This is a genomic window from Streptomyces sp. CB02056 (assembly GCF_001905545.1).
Classification (GTDB): Bacteria; Actinomycetota; Actinomycetes; order Streptomycetales; family Streptomycetaceae; genus Kitasatospora.
Window position 1 is genome coordinate 210,003 of record NZ_LIPD01000012.1, and the last position, 13,778, is coordinate 223,780.

Here is a 13,778-nt window from a genome sequence, read left to right on the forward strand (position 1 = left end):
GCTGCCCGGGGCCACCCTGCCCCTCGACCGGCCGTCCGGGCTCGCTCCGCAGCCCCGCCGGACGCGAGGGCGAGGAGAAGGGCGGCGAGGACAAGGACGGCGCCGAGACGGACGGTGCCGGGAAGTGCGCCGAGGGGAACTGGGGCGAGGGGAAGGGCGGCGCGGTGGGCTTCGGGGCGGGCTTGGGTGTGCGGCAGGGGTGGTGCCCGTGCGGGGGCTTGGGCCCGTGGTGCCCCGGACCGATGCCCGGCGCGGCGCCGACGCCGACCTGGACGTCCACGTCCACGTCCACGCCGACGGTCACCTGTCCGCCCGGCCGCACCGACATCGAGAGGTCGGTCTCGTCGCACACGCAGATGTCCACCACCGGGCCGTGCGGGTACCCCCCGGGATGCCCGGCGCCGGACGCGGTCGCACCGCCGACCAGTGCGCAGATCGCGACCACGCCGGCCGCCGCGCCGATCAGCCGTACCCGCCGCCCGGGGGCCGCACCCCCAGCGACGCCGGACGGTATCCGGCAGATCTGCCGACGCTGGGGCATGGGCTCCACACACCTCTCGGATCGTCCGGGGAGGACGGAACGGGCTCGGGCCGACCGGCCGCGAAGGAACGGGCAGGACGGACGGAACGGGCGGAAAGGTCGAGTACGGTCGCGTTCCCGACGGAAGTTCCATCGGGTACGACCAGAAGTGATCAGACACGGTCAGGCGGACGGCCCGCCTTCAGGGGGCGGGCCGTCCGTCATCAGGTCAAACGATCATCGAGCCGACCGGTAACGGCCCGCGCTCACCGTTCTGCGCGCTCAGCTGCGGCGGTGCGCGATCTCCACGTTCTCCAGCACGCCGACCGCGTCCGGCACCAGGATGGCGGCCGAGTAGTAGGCGCTGACCAGGTACGAGATGATCGCCTTCTCGTCGATGCCCATGAAGCGGACCGACAGCGAGGGCTGGTACTCGTCCGGGAGGCCGGTCTGGTGCAGGCCGATGACGCCTTGGTTGTCCTCACCGGTACGGATCACCAGGATCGAGCTGGTGTTCTCCTTGGTGATCGGGATCTTGTTGCACGGCAGGATCGGCACCCCGCGCCAGGCCGGCACCTGCTGCCCGCCGAGGTCGACGTGGGTGGGGTACAGCCCGCGGGCGTTGAACTCCCGGCCGATCGCGGCGATGGTCCGCGGGTGGGCGAGCAGGTAGTCGGGGTCGCGGCGGCGGTTGAGCAGCTCGTCCAGGTCGTCCGGGGTGGGCGGGCCGGAGTGGGTCTGGATGCGCTGGTCGAAGTCGGCGTTGTTGAGCAGGCCGAACTCCGGGTTGTTGACGATCTCGTGCTCCTGGCGCTCGCGCAGGGCCTCGATCGTCAGCCGCAGCTGGTGCTCGGTCTGGTTCATCGGCTGGTTGTACAGGTCCGCGACGCGGGTGTGGACCTTCAGGACGGTCTGCGCGACGCTCAGCTCGTACTCGCGCGGCTTGAGCTCGTAGTCCACGAAGGCGCCGGGCAGCTCGTACTCACCGTGATGGCCGGCCGACATGGCGATCTCGGCCTCGCCGCGCTCGTTCTGCGCCTGGAGCGGCAGGGCCAGGAAGCCCTGGAGGTGCTCCTGGAGGCTGGGCGCGTTGTCCCGGATGGCGGCGAAGTCCGCCCGGGTCAGCGTCAGGGCGACACCGGAGGTGGCGGTCTTGGCCGTGAACTCCCAGACGGCGTCCGGGTTCAGCAGCGCGTCGTCGCCGAAGCGGTCGCCGTCGCCGGCCACGCCGACCACGGTGTCGTCGCCGTACTTGCCGGTGCCGATCTTGTTGATCTTGCCGTGCGCGATCAGGAAGATCTTGTCGGCGGCCTCGCCCTGGGTGGTGAGCACCTCGCCGGGGCCGAAGTCCCGCTGCTGGCAGCGGTCGGCCAGGGCGGTGAGGACGTCCTCGTCCTCGTAGCCGCGCAGCAGGGCCAGCTCGCCCAGCTCGGCCGGGATCACCCGGACCTGGGAGCCGGTCTTGATGAACTCCACCACCCCGTTGCCCACGGCGTAGGTGAGCCGACGGTTGACGCGGTAGGCGCCACCGGCCGCCTGGACCCAGGGGAGCACCTTGAGCAGCCAGCGGGAGGTGATCTCCTGCATCTGCGGTGCGGACTTGGTCGTGGTGGCAAGGTTCCGGGCAGCAGCCGTCGCAAGGCTCTGCTGCTTGGCCTGCACTGCCTCCGGGCTCGTGTCCACGGTCATCGGCAGGGCTCTCCATTCCTGTGATCGGGTCACACGTCCAGGGGCACAGCGGCCCGCCCTGACGCATGCCATGACGGATCATCAGATCCGTTTATCGGTGGGGGCGTTGGCGATTTACGCGAGAAGGCGACCACCGTCTCCCGGCGGCCCACCCGGAACCCTAGATCATCAGGACCCGACGGAGCCCGAACGAAGGCTCACTACCCCCCGATAGGGTGAATCTTGCCCGGTCCGCCCCCATCTCCCCGCAAACTCCGGGAACATCCGTTCGCCCCGGCGATCCCCCTGCGGCCAACGGCCTTTCCACCCCGGTCGGGGCCCGGCCGGACGGCCCGGAGACCACCGTCCGGCGTCAACCCGACGCACCGTCCCGGCGGTTCGGACACCCGCGCGCCGCCGGGCTCCGACCGCCGCTCCCCGCGGCCGACCACGGGAAACGCGAACGGCCCGTCAGGTGCCGGCACGGGGGAGGCCGGCACCTGACGGGTGAACGGGGGGTGCGCGGTGGGCGTCCGCGCCGGAGAGGACGGTGCGCGCCTGTGGTGCTCCGCCGATGACACCGGTGGGCCGGTCGGACCATTCGGGTCAGCCGGGTCATTCAGGTCAGGCGGACCAGGCGGGTGACCAGGCCGGTGAGGCAGGCCGGTCGGGGCGGGCGGGTCAGGCGCAGGCGACCTGGGTGCCGGGGACGCCGACGATGCCCGAGTTGTTGGCCTCACCGCCCTTGTACTCGTAGTACAGGTAGGAGTAGAGGTCGATCCGGGTGCCGGGACCGCAGGCCGAATCGGGGGCGACGGCGTACGTCACCGTGAAGGCGCTGCTGGCACCGGGGGCGAGTGGGACGTTGTACCGGGCGATGCCGCCGTGGACGTTGTCACTGCACCCGTTGGTCTGGGTGCCGCAGGCGGTCGCGGTGAACTTCAGCCCGGTCTCCAGACTCGTGGCGTAGGTCTCCTGGACGCTCTGGTAGACGAACTGGATCGGGGTGTCGTACGGGTTGGTGAGCGTCAGGGTGACGGTGAACTCGCTCCCCCGGACCGTCGTCTGCTTGTCGGAGACGGCCGTGAGGGGCAGTTGTCCGTCGGCCCGGGCGGCAGGGGCGGCGGAGAGGAGCAGACCGACGACGAGGGCCGGACACGCGGCGAGCGCGGCGCGACGCGGATGTGTTCTGCGCATGACCAAGGAGCGTAGGCCCCGCCTCCGCCGGGGTTGTGCTCCTCGGCCCGGGTCCGTACCGACGCAGGAGCGGCGAGCGGACACCGCGCACCGGCCGCTCTCGTTCCGCCCCCACGGGCGCACCCGGGGGCCTATCCTTCGCCGCTGCTCCCGGGGACGGCCCTCACCCGCACGGCGGCAGGATGTCGCAGAGCGCGCCGAGCGCCGCCGGGTAGGCGTGGTCCGGCGGCGTGGCGTAGCCGACCACCAGGCCGTCGACGGCGGGCATCGCCTCCTCCCCGACCGCCGGGTGCCGGTAGTCCGCGAGCCCCTCGACGGCCAGGCCCCGGTAGGCGGCGGCCTTGAGCACCGAGCGCTCGGTGCCCGGCTCCAGGCGCAGCACCGCGTGCAGGCCGGCCGCGATGCCGGACACCTCGACGTGCGGGGCGCGGGCCGCGAGGGCGGCCACCAGCTCGTCCCGGCGCTCGCGGTAGCGGCGGCGCATCCGGCGCACGTGCCGGTCGTAGCCGCCGGAGTCGATGAACTCGGCGAGGGTCAGCTGGTCGAGGGCGCTGGCCCAGCCCTCGCGCTCGCCCTTGGCGGCGAGCACCCGGTCCACCAGGTGGTCGGGCAGCACCATCCAGCCGAGCCGCAGCGCGGGGGTGAGGCTCTTGCTGGCGCTGCCGAGGTAGACCACCCGTTCGGGGTCGAGCCCCTGGAGGGCGCCGACCGGCTGGCGGTCGTAGCGGAACTCCCCGTCGTAGTCGTCCTCCAGGACCAGCCCGCCGCGCCCGCGCGCCCAGTCCACCACGGCGGCGCGGCGGCCCGGGTGCAGCGGGCCGCCGGTGGGGAACTGGTGGGCGGGGGTGAGCAGCGCCGTCCGGACGTCCGGGTGGTTCGCCAACTCGCCGGTCCGGGCGCCCCGTTCGTCGATCGGCAGCGGAACGGTGGTGACGCCGGCGGCGGCCAGCAGCCCGCGGTGGAAGCCCAGCCCGTACGCCTCGACGGCCAGCGGGCCGTGCTCGGCGGGCGGCAGGACGGGCGCGGCACCGTCGAAGAGCAGCCGCAGCGCGTGGGCGAAGCCCGAGCAGACCACGATCCGGTCGGGGTCGGTGCGCACACCCCGGGCGCGGGCGAGGTAGTCGGCGAGGACGGTGCGCAGTTCGCGCCGGCCCTGGGGGTCGCCGGGCCCGAAGGCCTCGTTGGGGGCGGCGGTGAGGGCCCGGCGGGCGGCGGCGAGCCAGGCGGTGCGCGGGAAGGAGGAGGCGTCGGGCTGGCCCTGGCGCAGGTCGTGGGTGGGGCCGGGGCGGCGGGAGGGCCGGCGGGCCCGGCCGCTCGGGACGGGCTCGGCGCGTTCGGCGACGGTGGTGCCGGAGCCCTGCCGGGCGGTGAGCCAGCCCTCGGCGACGAGTTCGGCGTAGGCCTCGGCGGCGGTGTTGCGGGCCAGGCCGAGGTCGGTGGCGAGGGCGCGGTAGGGCGGCAGCCGGGTGCCGGGGGCCAGTCTGCCGCTGCGGATCGCCTCGCGCAGGGCCGTCATCAGCGCGGCACGCCGGCCCCCGGTGGCGGGGAGGTCGAGGTGCAGGTCACTGCCGGTCGGGTGGGCGGGCTCGGAGGGGTGCGTGCCCCGCGTGTCCGTCATGGTCACGCACCCTACCGGCCGCCGCTCCGGCCCCCTTCGGGCGGCTACCCGGCCCCGGGCCGGGCACGCGCCTCAGGCCCGGGGCACGCAGGTCAGGGCGCGCGCCTCAGGCTGGGGGCACACGCCTATGGGACGACGGTGACCGGCCAGCGGCCCGCCTTGACCAGCCGGACCGCCACCGAACCGATCACCTTGTGCCCGGCCTGCTCGGAGACGCCGACCACCACGGCGTCGGCGCGCAGCTCGTCCGCGAGCTTGGCGAGGCCGGTGTACGGGTCGCCGCGCATGGTCAGGAAGCGCCACTCCACCTTCCACACCTCGCGCACCCGGTGCTCGGCCTCGCGCAGGGCGGCCAGCAGCTCCTCGGCGATCTCCTGGGTGGTCTCCTCCACCACGGCTCCGGCCAGGGCGGTCGCGGCGCCGAGGATCGGCTGGACGTACGCCACCGCGAGGACGGCGCCCTGCCGGCGGGCCAGTCCGGCGGCGTAGGCGGTGGCGCGCCAGGAGGAGTCGGAGCCGTCCAGGCCGGCCAGCACCACGCTGGGGCCGTCGGTGCCCAGCTCGAAGCCCGCGGGCGCGGCCGCGGCCTCGTGCTCCTCGGCGCCGATCGGCACCCCCGCCGCGGCGGCCCTTCCCGCACCGGCGTCGGCCGCCCCTCCCGCACCGGCGGCCGCCTCTCCCGCGTCCGCCGTGTCCGCTGCATCGCTGTCGTTGCTCATGGGGCCGAGGCTATGCCCGCCACCGGGAGTGACGGCAGGGGGCACTCCGGGTGAGGGCTGTGGCGCGGGCCACCCGGGCGGGCGGCCGCGGCGGTGGAACCGGCACCGGCGGCTGGCCGACCGTCACGCGCCGTCGACCGTGTGGGCGGCCTCACACCGGTTCCGGAGCGGGTTCGGAGTGGCGCGGGCCACTTCCCGGGGCTTTTTGATCTTGGAAATGGTGGCAAATCGGGCGAAATCGCCATATTTCCTTGATCCTTACGCGCGGTAACACCCCTCTGACGTGGCTAAACCTTCGGATCCTTGAAACCGCCCCGTCCACCCCCGTAACTTCGAACCCGTTGCACCGAGCGATCCGCTCCGGCCGGGCCAACCGCCCCCGGGCAGAACGGTGCAGGACCACGCGAGTGACGTGTCCCCGAAACCGACGGCCTTCCGAGGGCCTGGTTCCGCGCGCTCGCAGACCCCTCCGAAAGGAACTCCATGACCTTCCGTAACGAGACCGCCGCTGCCACCACCACTGCCACCCCGAAGCGCCGCAACCGCGTCCGGATGGCTCTGATGGCCGGGGCGATCACCGCCCTGCCCGTGGCCGGCCTCGTCACGGCCACCAGCGCCTCCGCCGCGCCGGCCACGGTCTGGGACAAGGTCGCCGCCTGCGAGGCGACCGGCAACTGGGCCATCAACTCCGGCAACGGCTTCTACGGCGGCCTGCAGTTCACCCAGAGCACCTGGGCCGCCTTCGGTGGCACCTCCTACGCCGCGCAGGCCCACCAGGCCACCAAGGACCAGCAGATCGCCATCGGCGAGAAGGTCCTCGCCGCCCAGGGCCCCGGCGCCTGGCCGGTCTGCTCCGTCAAGGCCGGTCTGAGCAAGTAGGACGCGGGCCACGAGGCCGCCGCACCCCACCCGGGGCGCGGCGGCCTCGTCGCGCTCCCGGCCGGAGCCCCGGATCCCGACCCCTCGGCTCCCGGCCCCTCGGCCCCCGGATCCCGGCCACCCCGGTGGAACGGGCCCGTTAGGACGGCCGGGGCGGGAGCGGCAGCGGAACGGCCGGCAGCCCGTCGATGCTGCTGCCGACCAGCGGCTTGCGCTCGCAGTAGGCGCCGAACTCCTCCTCGTCCTTCCGGTCGAAGTACTGGGCGTGCAGGTCGCGGTCGGCCCGGTAGTCCATGAACGGCACCGCGTACCCGCAGGAGTCGCTGACCCGCTCCGCCCGGACCAGCACGATCGCCCGCAGCCCGGATCCGTCGGCGGACGGGTCGAAGTGGCCGAGCAGTTCGGCGAACCGCGGGTCGTCCCGGAACACCGGCTCCCCGCGCCCGTGCACCCGCACCACGGTCGGCGGGCCCTCGAAGGCGCACCACATCAGGGTGATCCGGCCGTTCTCCCGCAGATGGGCGACCGTCTCGGCCTGCGAGCCGCCGAAATCCAGGTAGGCGAGGGTGAGTTCGTCGATCACCGCGAGCGTCCCTGACCGGCCCTTGGGCGAGAGGTTGACGTGCCCGTCGGCGGCCAGCGGGGCGGTGGCCACGAAGTAGACCGGCTGGCGCTCGATGAACCGGCGCAGCCGACCGTCGATGGCTTCGTACTGCTTTCCCATGTCCGCCAGTCTTCCCCCATCTCGGCTGGCAAGAAACCGGATTCCGCTTCCTGAGACGCCCCGCACCGCCCGGGCCCTCCCGGGGGCCGGGCGGTGCCGCCTACGATGGCCCGTGCGCTTGTCACCCGCCGGACCGAGCTGGGGAGTTGCGATGATCCGGAACACCCCTCCCGGGACGGTCCTCGGCGCGCCGGCCGCGCCGCTGCGCGGGTACGTGCTCGGCTACCGGGGCTACCGGCTGGCGCTGCGGCAGCCGCTCCGACGGCTGGAGGTGCCGACGGACGTGGTCACCGTGGCGCTCGCCTTCGAGGGCACCATGAGCCTCACCGACGCCGTCTCCCCCGCGGCCGCGGCCTCCTTCGGCTCGGTCGCGGCCGGGCTGCGCCGCACCGCGACGGTCGCCGAACACGCGGGCGCGCTGCACGGGTTGGCCGTCTCGCTCACCCCGCAGGGCGCGTTCCGGGCGTTCGGGCCGCTGGCCGGCGAGCTCGGCGGGCACTGGGCCGAGGCCGGGGACGTCCTGGGCCCTCGGCTGCGGGCGCTGACCGACCGGCTGGCCGACGCGCCGAGCTGGCCGGCCCGGTTCGCCATGCTGGACGGGTACTTCGGCGCGCTGTTCGCGTACGGGCCGGACTGGGACCCGTCCGTGCACTGGGTCTGGCGGCAACTGCGGCACTCGCACGGGCTGGTGCCGATCGGCACCCTGGTCGAGGGCACCGGGTGGAGCCGCCGCCGACTGGAGCTGCGCTTCCGCGAGCACCTCGGGCTGGCCCCCAAGCAGGCGGCCGGCATCCTCCGGCTCCAGCGCACCCTCAACGCCCTGACCGCGCACGAGGACCACCCCTCCGAGGACCACCGCTCCGGGCACCGGCCCACCGGCGCCGACCTGGCCACGCGCTGCGGCTACTACGACCAGTCCCACCTCGACCGGACCTTCCGCGCCATGGTCGGCTGCTCGCCGCGCGCGTTCCTGGCCGCCCGGCGCACCGCCGCCGCCCTGCCCGGGCCCGCCGAGCGGGTCACCGACCGGGTCAGCGGGCGGGTGACCAGCACCGTCCTGGCCCCAGGGGGTTCCGGGAGCTGAGGCGTGCGCATTCGTACAAGACGCACCGCTGCCCCGCCCGGCACGCTCGAAGGGCCCGGCCGGTACGGGGGGCCGGCCGGTCACCGGAGCGGGCGGGGCGGGGCAGGGCGGAAACGGGGCGAGGCGGGCCGGGCGGGGTGTCAGCCGGTCAGTGCTTCAGGTACACGCTGTCCATGAACTCGATGATCTGCTGATCGGTCAGCCGCTGGCCTTCGCGGTGGCCCATCGCCAGGTCGGCCTCGCTGATCATGCCCACCAGCCGGTCCCCGTCGATCACCGGGATCCGCCGGATCTGGTGCTGCTCCATCTTGCGCAGCACCGTCTCCATGCTGTCCTCGGCGCGTACGCAGTGCAGGTGGCCGCCCAGTTCGATGGCCGTCATCGTGGCCGGGTCCTTGCCCTCCGCGATACATCGCAGCACGATGTCGCGGTCGGTGATGATGCCCTTGAGCTTCTGGTCGTCGCCGCAGATCGGCAGCGCGCCCACGTGCTTGTCGCGCATCATCCGCGCGGCCTCGGCGAGCGTCTGGTGGGCGCCGATGCACTGGGCACCGGTGTGCATGATGTCTCGGGCTTTGGTCACGGGGACTCCTTCGTCGGTGGTTCCCCCCGCCTGATCCCCCCGCATCCCCCCGGCGGTGCTCCCGGGCTCCCGCCGTCGGGGCGGAAGGGGGCTGTGACCGCGCCCTCACCATAAGCAACCCCGCCTCCGCCCGCGACCCCGCGCAGCCGGAGCGGGCGAGTCCGCGCGACCTTCGAGGCGGGGCCCGGGGCGCGGCCGCAGAGTGGAGGAGAACGCGACCGGCCCGGCCACCGGCCCGGCCACCCGCACGTCCCGAGGAGTGAGCGAGCCATGGACACCACCGAGACCCCCGCCCCGCAGGTCTGGCCCAACCTGCGCGCCACCGACGCCCGGGCCCTGATCCGCTTCCTGGTCGACGCCTTCGGCTTCCAGGAGGTCGTCACCTACGGCGAGGGCGAGTTCGTCGCGCACGCCGAACTCGCCTGGCCCGAGGGCGGCGGCGTGATGCTCGGCTCCGACCGTCCGACACCCGAGAACGCCGAACCGTGGCCGGGCCTGCCGGGCGGCTTCACCGCGTACGTGGTCACCGCCGACCCGGACGGCGTGCACGCCCGCGCGGTGGCCGCCGGGGCCCGGATCACCACCGGGCTGTACGAGACCGACTACGGCTCGCGCGACTTCGCCGCCGCCGACCCGGAGGGCAACCGCTGGTACTTCGGCACCTACCCGGGCGCGCCCCGGCCGGCCGGCCGCCCACGGGGGTGAGGCGGTCCGCGGCCACGGACGGCCCGGAGCGGCGGCGCCGAGGCGGTGGCCGCCGGACCGGGGCAGACTGACAGCGGGGCCACCCCACCGGAGGCACCGGAGGCATCGGAGGCGGACCGTGCCGCAGATGACGGTGGACGGGCGCACCCTCGCCCTCTCCCACCTCGACAAGGTGTACTACCCGCGCACCGGCACCCCCAAGGGCGAGGTGCTGCGCTACTACGCCGCCGTGCACGCCGCGCTGCTCCCGCACCTGCGCGACCGCCCGGTCTCCTTCCTCCGCTGCCCGGACGGCGTCGAGGCGGAGGTGTTCGTCGCCAAGAACCCGCCGCCCGGCACCCCGGACTGGGTGCGCACGGTCGACGTGCCGAGCAACACCGGCGAGCTGCGCCAGGTGGTGCTGGAGAGCGGCGCGGCGCTGCTGGCGGTCGCCAACCTGGGCTGCCTGGAACTGCACGTCCCGCAGTGGCACGCGGCCCGACCCGCCCTCGCGGACCGGCTGGTGCTGGACCTGGACCCCGGCGAGGGCGCCGACGTGCTCACCTGCCGCACCGTCGCGCTGCTGCTGCGCGAGCGGCTCGCGGCGGACGGCCTGACGGCCTGGGTGAAGACCTCCGGCTCCAAGGGCCTGCACCTGCTGGTCCCGATCGAGCCCGCGCCGAGCGCCCGGGTCTCCGGGTACGCGAAGGCGCTGGCCGCCGCCCTGGAGGCCGAGCACCCGGAGCTGGTGGTGCACACCATGGCCAAGGCCCGCCGCCGGGGCCGGGTGCTGGTCGACTGGTCGCAGAACAACGCCAAGAAGACCACCGCCGCGCCGTACACCCTGCGGGCCAGGCCGCTGCCGACCGTCTCCACCCCGCTGGCCTGGGCGGAGCTGGAACGGGCCGCCGACGAGCGGGACCTGGTCTTCACCCTCGCCGAGGTGCCCGACCGGCTGGCCGCCCACGGCGACCTGCTCGCCCCGCTGCTGGACCCGGAGCGGGCCCGGCCGCTGCCCGGCGCACCGGCGGCGCCACCGCCGACGGGATCACCACCGACCAGGCGGGCGGAAGGAGCGCGGCCGGCCCAGATGCTGCACCCGCCCGTCGAGGTGATGCGCCCGGCCGCCGTGGCCGCCGTCCCGCCCGCCGACGGCCTGGGCGGCGGGGGCGTGCAGTACGAGCTGAAGCTGGACGGCTTCCGCTGCGTCGCCTTCGCCCGGGGCGGGCGGCCCGCGTACCTCCAGTCCCGCAGCGGCCGCGACCTCGCCCCCGAGTTCCCGCCGATCGCCGCCGCCGTCGCCCGGCTGCCGGAGGGCCTGGTGCTGGATGCCGAACTGGTCGCCTGGCGCGACGGCCGGTTCGCCTTCGGCGAGCTGCTGCGCACCCGCCGGGCCCGCGCCGCCGCCACCGGGGTCGCGCTCGGCCTGATCGCCTTCGACCTGCTGGCGCTGCCCGGCCGCGACGTACGGGCCCTTCCGCTCACCGACCGCCGCCGGCTGCTGCTCGCCGCCCTCGCCGACGTCCCGCCGCCGATCCGGCCGGTCATGGCCACCACCGACCGGGCGGAGGCGCTGGAGTGGACGGAGCGGCTCGCCGACACCGGGGTGGAGGGGCTGGTCTGCAAGGCCGCGGCGGCCCCGTACCGCCCGCGCGGCGCGGGCCGGGTCTGGGTCAAGTACCGCCGCGGCGACACCCTCGACGCCACCGTCCGCGCCGTCACCGGCCCGGCCGCCCACCCGCACGCGCTGATCCTCCAGCTGGACGACGGCCGGGTGTTCCTGACCACCCCGAGGCTCACCCCGGTCCAGTCCCGCGAGGTCGCCGAACTCGCCCGCCCCCTGCTCGGCCCGCCCGCCACCGACCCGGACCACGGCGAGGTCCACCCGCTGACCGCCCCGCTCCGCGCCGAGTTCACCCTCACCGGCCGCCCGCCGTCCGCCACCTTCCTCCGCCTCCGCGGCGACTGACCCCGCCCTCGCTCCCCTTGCTCACCGCCTCCGTTTCGCCGCCGCGTGGGCGAACTCCGTCACGAAGGCGTCGTCGAACAGCGGCAGGTCGCCCGGCTTGCGGCTGGTGACGAGCGGGCCGGGGCCGTCGTGGCAGACGTGGACCGGCTCGTCCACCCAGTGGGCGCCGGCGTTGACCAGGTCGGTGCGCAGGCTGGGCCAGGAGGTGAGGGTGCGGCCGCGGACGGCGTCGGCCTCGATGAGCGTCCAGGCCGCGTGGCAGATCGCCGCGACCGGACGGCCGGCGGCGCAGCAGGCGTGCACGAAGGCGACCGCCGGGCGGTCCAGGCGCAGCCGGTCGGGGTTGGCGACGCCGCCGGGGAGGACCAGCCCGTCGTAGGCCGCCGGGTCGGCCTCGGCGACCAGGGCGTCCACGGCGAAGGTGTCGCCCTCGGCGTGGTGCCGGACGGTGCGGACCCGGCCCTCGGCGGTGGACAGCAGCCGCGGGGTGCCGCCGGACTCGGCGACGGCCTGCCAGGGGTCGGTCAGTTCGACCTGTTCGGCCCCGTACGGTGCGACCAGGAAGGCGATCACGCGTCCGGTGAGCGTGGTGGACGGCCAGCCCATGGCGTGGTCGCTCAGCGCGGGTGCGGGGCGGTCAGGTCGACGGCCGCGGGCGGGGCGGAGCTGAGCCTGGCGCGCGGGCAGTCGAGGTGGACGGCGCGGTCGAGGTGGTCGAGCCGGGCGACCAGCCCGGCCGGGACGAGCACCCGGGTGCCGGGCACCCAGGGGTCGGCGTCGACCAGCAGGTGGTCCCCGGCGTCCTGTTCGACCCGGCCGACCGGGCCGTCGGTGGCGAGCACCTCGTACCCGACCAGCGTGAGGTCGGCGGCGGGATGGGAGCCCGGGCGGTACTCCCACAGGTCGGTGGTCATGGTGTCACGCCTCCGGACGGTCCCAGGGCCGCCGTTCGCGGCGCTCCCGGCGCTCCCGGACCTCCGCCGGGTCCACCGCTTCGGTGCCGCCGCGGCCGGCGCGTCGGCGGCGCAGCAGCTCGGAGGCGGCGAACGCGGCCGCCACGGTGGCCGCCCAGACCACGCCAAGCGCGACCAGTACGGCGGTGGCCGGGGTCCGCAGGCCCACGCCGAGGCAGATCATCGTCATCACCAGGGCGGTCAGCACGACCCCCGCCGAGAACCTGCGCCCGATGCCGCGGAGCACGCCCCGGACCCGGCTCGGCGGCTCGGCGCCCATGGTGCTCAGCTTCCGGTCGAGCCGTGTGTCCTGACGCAGATCGGACTCGATCTCCTCGAGGAGCCGCCGCTCCCATCCGCTCAACGCGGGTCCGTCCATCTCGGTCACCTCCGACACTTCGGGTGACGTGCTCGCACCCGGGCGGTTGCCCGGTACGGGCTCGCGCTAACCGTTCCGGGCACCGCCTGTTCCGGCGCCGACGGGCCCGAACGCCCGGGGGCGGGCGAGCAGGCTGTCGTCCAGGACGCTCAACAGGGCGGCGGCGTCGCGGTGGACCTCGGCCGCGCCCGCCGCCCGCAGCTCGGGGCCGGTGTCCCGGCCGGCCGCCAGGGCGACGCACGGCACCCCGGCCCGCCGCGCCGCCCGGACCTCGCGCACGCTCCCGGCGACGGCCACGGCGTGCGAGGGCCTGCCGTCCACCAGGTCCAGCGCGGCCCGCACCGGGTCGCCCCCGGGGTCGGCCACGGCCAGTGCCGGCGCCCCGGCCGGCCCGGGGCCGGTCAGCACGACCGTCCAGCCCCGTACCGCGCACTCGCGCAGCAACTCGGCACCGCCGGGCAGCGCGGGCTGCCACCAGTCGGTACCGAAGAGAGCCGCCGAGACCACCGTCATGACCACCGCTTCCGTTCGCGGGCGACGCACCGAACGCTCTCCTCCAGGTTAGGTCGCTCCCCCGCCGCGCGCGCAGCCTGCGCCCCGTGGATCCGCGGCGGGGGGCCGTGGCAAGGAGCCACGGCGGGGCGCCGCGCGGCCGTCGGTTCGCGCCGCCCGGACCGCCGCTCCGCGCGTGCGCCGTCGCTCCGGAGCGCGGGCCGGGGCCGGGGCGGGGGCGGCGGCCGCGCGCCGGGGCCCGTCGTGCGGTGCGGTCCGCGAAAAGCCGCTGGTCCGGGGCTGCCCGCA

Annotated in this window: 14 protein-coding genes and 1 pseudogene; 5 read left to right on the forward strand and 10 right to left on the reverse strand. The window is 75.2% G+C overall.

All coding sequences use genetic code 11. The features are described 5' to 3' along the window. Nucleotides 1-802 precede the first annotated feature (802 nt). The 4 genes from AMK13_RS30190 to AMK13_RS30205 all read right to left on the reverse strand — a co-directional run bounded on the left by AMK13_RS30190 (nt 803) and on the right by AMK13_RS30205 (nt 5,722). Nucleotides 803-2,209 carry a family 2B encapsulin nanocompartment shell protein gene (locus tag AMK13_RS30190; RefSeq protein WP_074004908.1) on the reverse strand — a complete coding sequence of 469 codons (1,407 nt, stop codon included), beginning with the start codon at nt 2,207-2,209 and terminating at the stop codon, nt 803-805. 660 nt (nt 2,210-2,869) lie between these two features. Continuing rightward, the gene (locus AMK13_RS30195) at nt 2,870-3,385 is read right to left on the reverse strand and encodes a hypothetical protein (RefSeq protein ID WP_063780349.1); all 516 of its coding nucleotides are present in this window, start codon (nt 3,383-3,385) and stop codon (nt 2,870-2,872) included. Nucleotides 3,386-3,548: 163 nt separating this feature from the next. Continuing rightward, a complete protein-coding gene (gene pdxR / locus AMK13_RS30200; RefSeq protein WP_074004909.1) occupies nt 3,549-5,003 on the reverse strand; it encodes a MocR-like pyridoxine biosynthesis transcription factor PdxR in 1,455 nt (484 codons plus the stop codon). Between the two features lie 125 nt (nt 5,004-5,128). Continuing rightward, nucleotides 5,129-5,722 (reverse strand): universal stress protein, encoded by a 594-nt coding sequence (locus tag AMK13_RS30205; protein WP_079272610.1) that lies wholly within the window; start codon nt 5,720-5,722, stop codon nt 5,129-5,131. Nucleotides 5,723-6,205: 483 nt separating this feature from the next. Between AMK13_RS30205 and AMK13_RS30210 the strand changes: the two genes are divergently transcribed. Next, nucleotides 6,206-6,601, forward strand: coding sequence for a transglycosylase family protein (locus AMK13_RS30210; RefSeq protein ID WP_079272611.1), 396 nt, complete (start codon nt 6,206-6,208; stop codon nt 6,599-6,601). A gap of 139 nt (nt 6,602-6,740) precedes the next feature. Here the strand turns inward: AMK13_RS30210 and AMK13_RS30215 are convergent, their stop codons facing one another. After that, nucleotides 6,741-7,325, reverse strand: coding sequence for a pyridoxamine 5'-phosphate oxidase family protein (locus AMK13_RS30215; RefSeq protein ID WP_049658863.1), 585 nt, complete (start codon nt 7,323-7,325; stop codon nt 6,741-6,743). Between the two features lie 151 nt (nt 7,326-7,476). On the opposite strand from AMK13_RS30215, the gene AMK13_RS30220 reads away from it, so the two are divergent. Then, complete coding sequence (locus AMK13_RS30220; RefSeq protein WP_074004910.1) at nt 7,477-8,409, forward strand: helix-turn-helix domain-containing protein; 933 nt, start codon at nt 7,477-7,479, stop codon at nt 8,407-8,409. A 148-nt stretch (nt 8,410-8,557) separates the two neighbouring features. Here AMK13_RS30220 and AMK13_RS30225 read toward each other — a convergent pair whose 3' ends face one another. After that, entirely contained in the window at nt 8,558-8,992 is a 435-nt protein-coding gene (locus AMK13_RS30225; protein ID WP_234348648.1) for a CBS domain-containing protein, read from the reverse strand. Between the two features lie 270 nt (nt 8,993-9,262). Between AMK13_RS30225 and AMK13_RS30230 the strand changes: the two genes are divergently transcribed. From AMK13_RS30230 to AMK13_RS45310, 3 genes and pseudogenes are all read left to right on the forward strand, one after another. Beyond that, the gene (locus tag AMK13_RS30230) at nt 9,263-9,697 is read left to right on the forward strand and encodes a VOC family protein (protein ID WP_074004912.1); all 435 of its coding nucleotides are present in this window, start codon (nt 9,263-9,265) and stop codon (nt 9,695-9,697) included. A 127-nt stretch (nt 9,698-9,824) separates the two neighbouring features. Further along, nucleotides 9,825-10,694, forward strand: a pseudogene (ligD, locus tag AMK13_RS45305) (non-homologous end-joining DNA ligase); the annotation flags it as partial. A gap of 96 nt (nt 10,695-10,790) precedes the next feature. Beyond that, on the forward strand, nt 10,791-11,645 hold the full coding sequence (locus AMK13_RS45310) for an ATP-dependent DNA ligase (RefSeq protein WP_241853099.1): 855 nt from the start codon (nt 10,791-10,793) through the stop codon (nt 11,643-11,645). Between the two features lie 21 nt (nt 11,646-11,666). Here the strand turns inward: AMK13_RS45310 and AMK13_RS30240 are convergent, their stop codons facing one another. The 4 genes from AMK13_RS30240 to AMK13_RS30255 form a co-directional block, all read right to left on the reverse strand. Continuing rightward, nucleotides 11,667-12,251, reverse strand: coding sequence for a type 1 glutamine amidotransferase domain-containing protein (locus tag AMK13_RS30240; protein ID WP_074004914.1), 585 nt, complete (start codon nt 12,249-12,251; stop codon nt 11,667-11,669). A gap of 11 nt (nt 12,252-12,262) precedes the next feature. Beyond that, nucleotides 12,263-12,559, reverse strand: a complete 297-nt coding sequence (locus tag AMK13_RS30245) for a hypothetical protein (protein WP_074004915.1) — start codon at nt 12,557-12,559, stop codon at nt 12,263-12,265. Between the two features lie 4 nt (nt 12,560-12,563). Continuing rightward, nucleotides 12,564-12,977 (reverse strand): DUF3040 domain-containing protein, encoded by a 414-nt coding sequence (locus AMK13_RS30250; protein ID WP_143204670.1) that lies wholly within the window; start codon nt 12,975-12,977, stop codon nt 12,564-12,566. A 66-nt stretch (nt 12,978-13,043) separates the two neighbouring features. Beyond that, nucleotides 13,044-13,520 (reverse strand): hypothetical protein, encoded by a 477-nt coding sequence (locus AMK13_RS30255; protein WP_143204671.1) that lies wholly within the window; start codon nt 13,518-13,520, stop codon nt 13,044-13,046. Nucleotides 13,521-13,778: the final 258 nt, after the last annotated feature.

Coding starts and splice junctions, on each gene's coding strand:
- AMK13_RS30190 (WP_074004908.1), bottom strand. CDS start 2,209: ATGACCGTGGACACGAGCCCGGAGGCAGTGCAGGCCAAGCAGCAGAGC.
- AMK13_RS30195 (WP_063780349.1), bottom strand. CDS start 3,385: ATGCGCAGAACACATCCGCGTCGCGCCGCGCTCGCCGCGTGTCCGGCC.
- pdxR (WP_074004909.1), bottom strand. CDS start 5,003: ATGACGGACACGCGGGGCACGCACCCCTCCGAGCCCGCCCACCCGACC.
- AMK13_RS30205 (WP_079272610.1), bottom strand. CDS start 5,722: ATGAGCAACGACAGCGATGCAGCGGACACGGCGGACGCGGGAGAGGCG.
- AMK13_RS30210 (WP_079272611.1), top strand. CDS start 6,206: ATGACCTTCCGTAACGAGACCGCCGCTGCCACCACCACTGCCACCCCG.
- AMK13_RS30215 (WP_049658863.1), bottom strand. CDS start 7,325: ATGGGAAAGCAGTACGAAGCCATCGACGGTCGGCTGCGCCGGTTCATC.
- AMK13_RS30220 (WP_074004910.1), top strand. CDS start 7,477: ATGATCCGGAACACCCCTCCCGGGACGGTCCTCGGCGCGCCGGCCGCG.
- AMK13_RS30230 (WP_074004912.1), top strand. CDS start 9,263: ATGGACACCACCGAGACCCCCGCCCCGCAGGTCTGGCCCAACCTGCGC.
- AMK13_RS45310 (WP_241853099.1), top strand. CDS start 10,791: ATGCGCCCGGCCGCCGTGGCCGCCGTCCCGCCCGCCGACGGCCTGGGC.
- AMK13_RS30240 (WP_074004914.1), bottom strand. CDS start 12,251: ATGGGCTGGCCGTCCACCACGCTCACCGGACGCGTGATCGCCTTCCTG.
- AMK13_RS30245 (WP_074004915.1), bottom strand. CDS start 12,559: ATGACCACCGACCTGTGGGAGTACCGCCCGGGCTCCCATCCCGCCGCC.
- AMK13_RS30250 (WP_143204670.1), bottom strand. CDS start 12,977: ATGGACGGACCCGCGTTGAGCGGATGGGAGCGGCGGCTCCTCGAGGAG.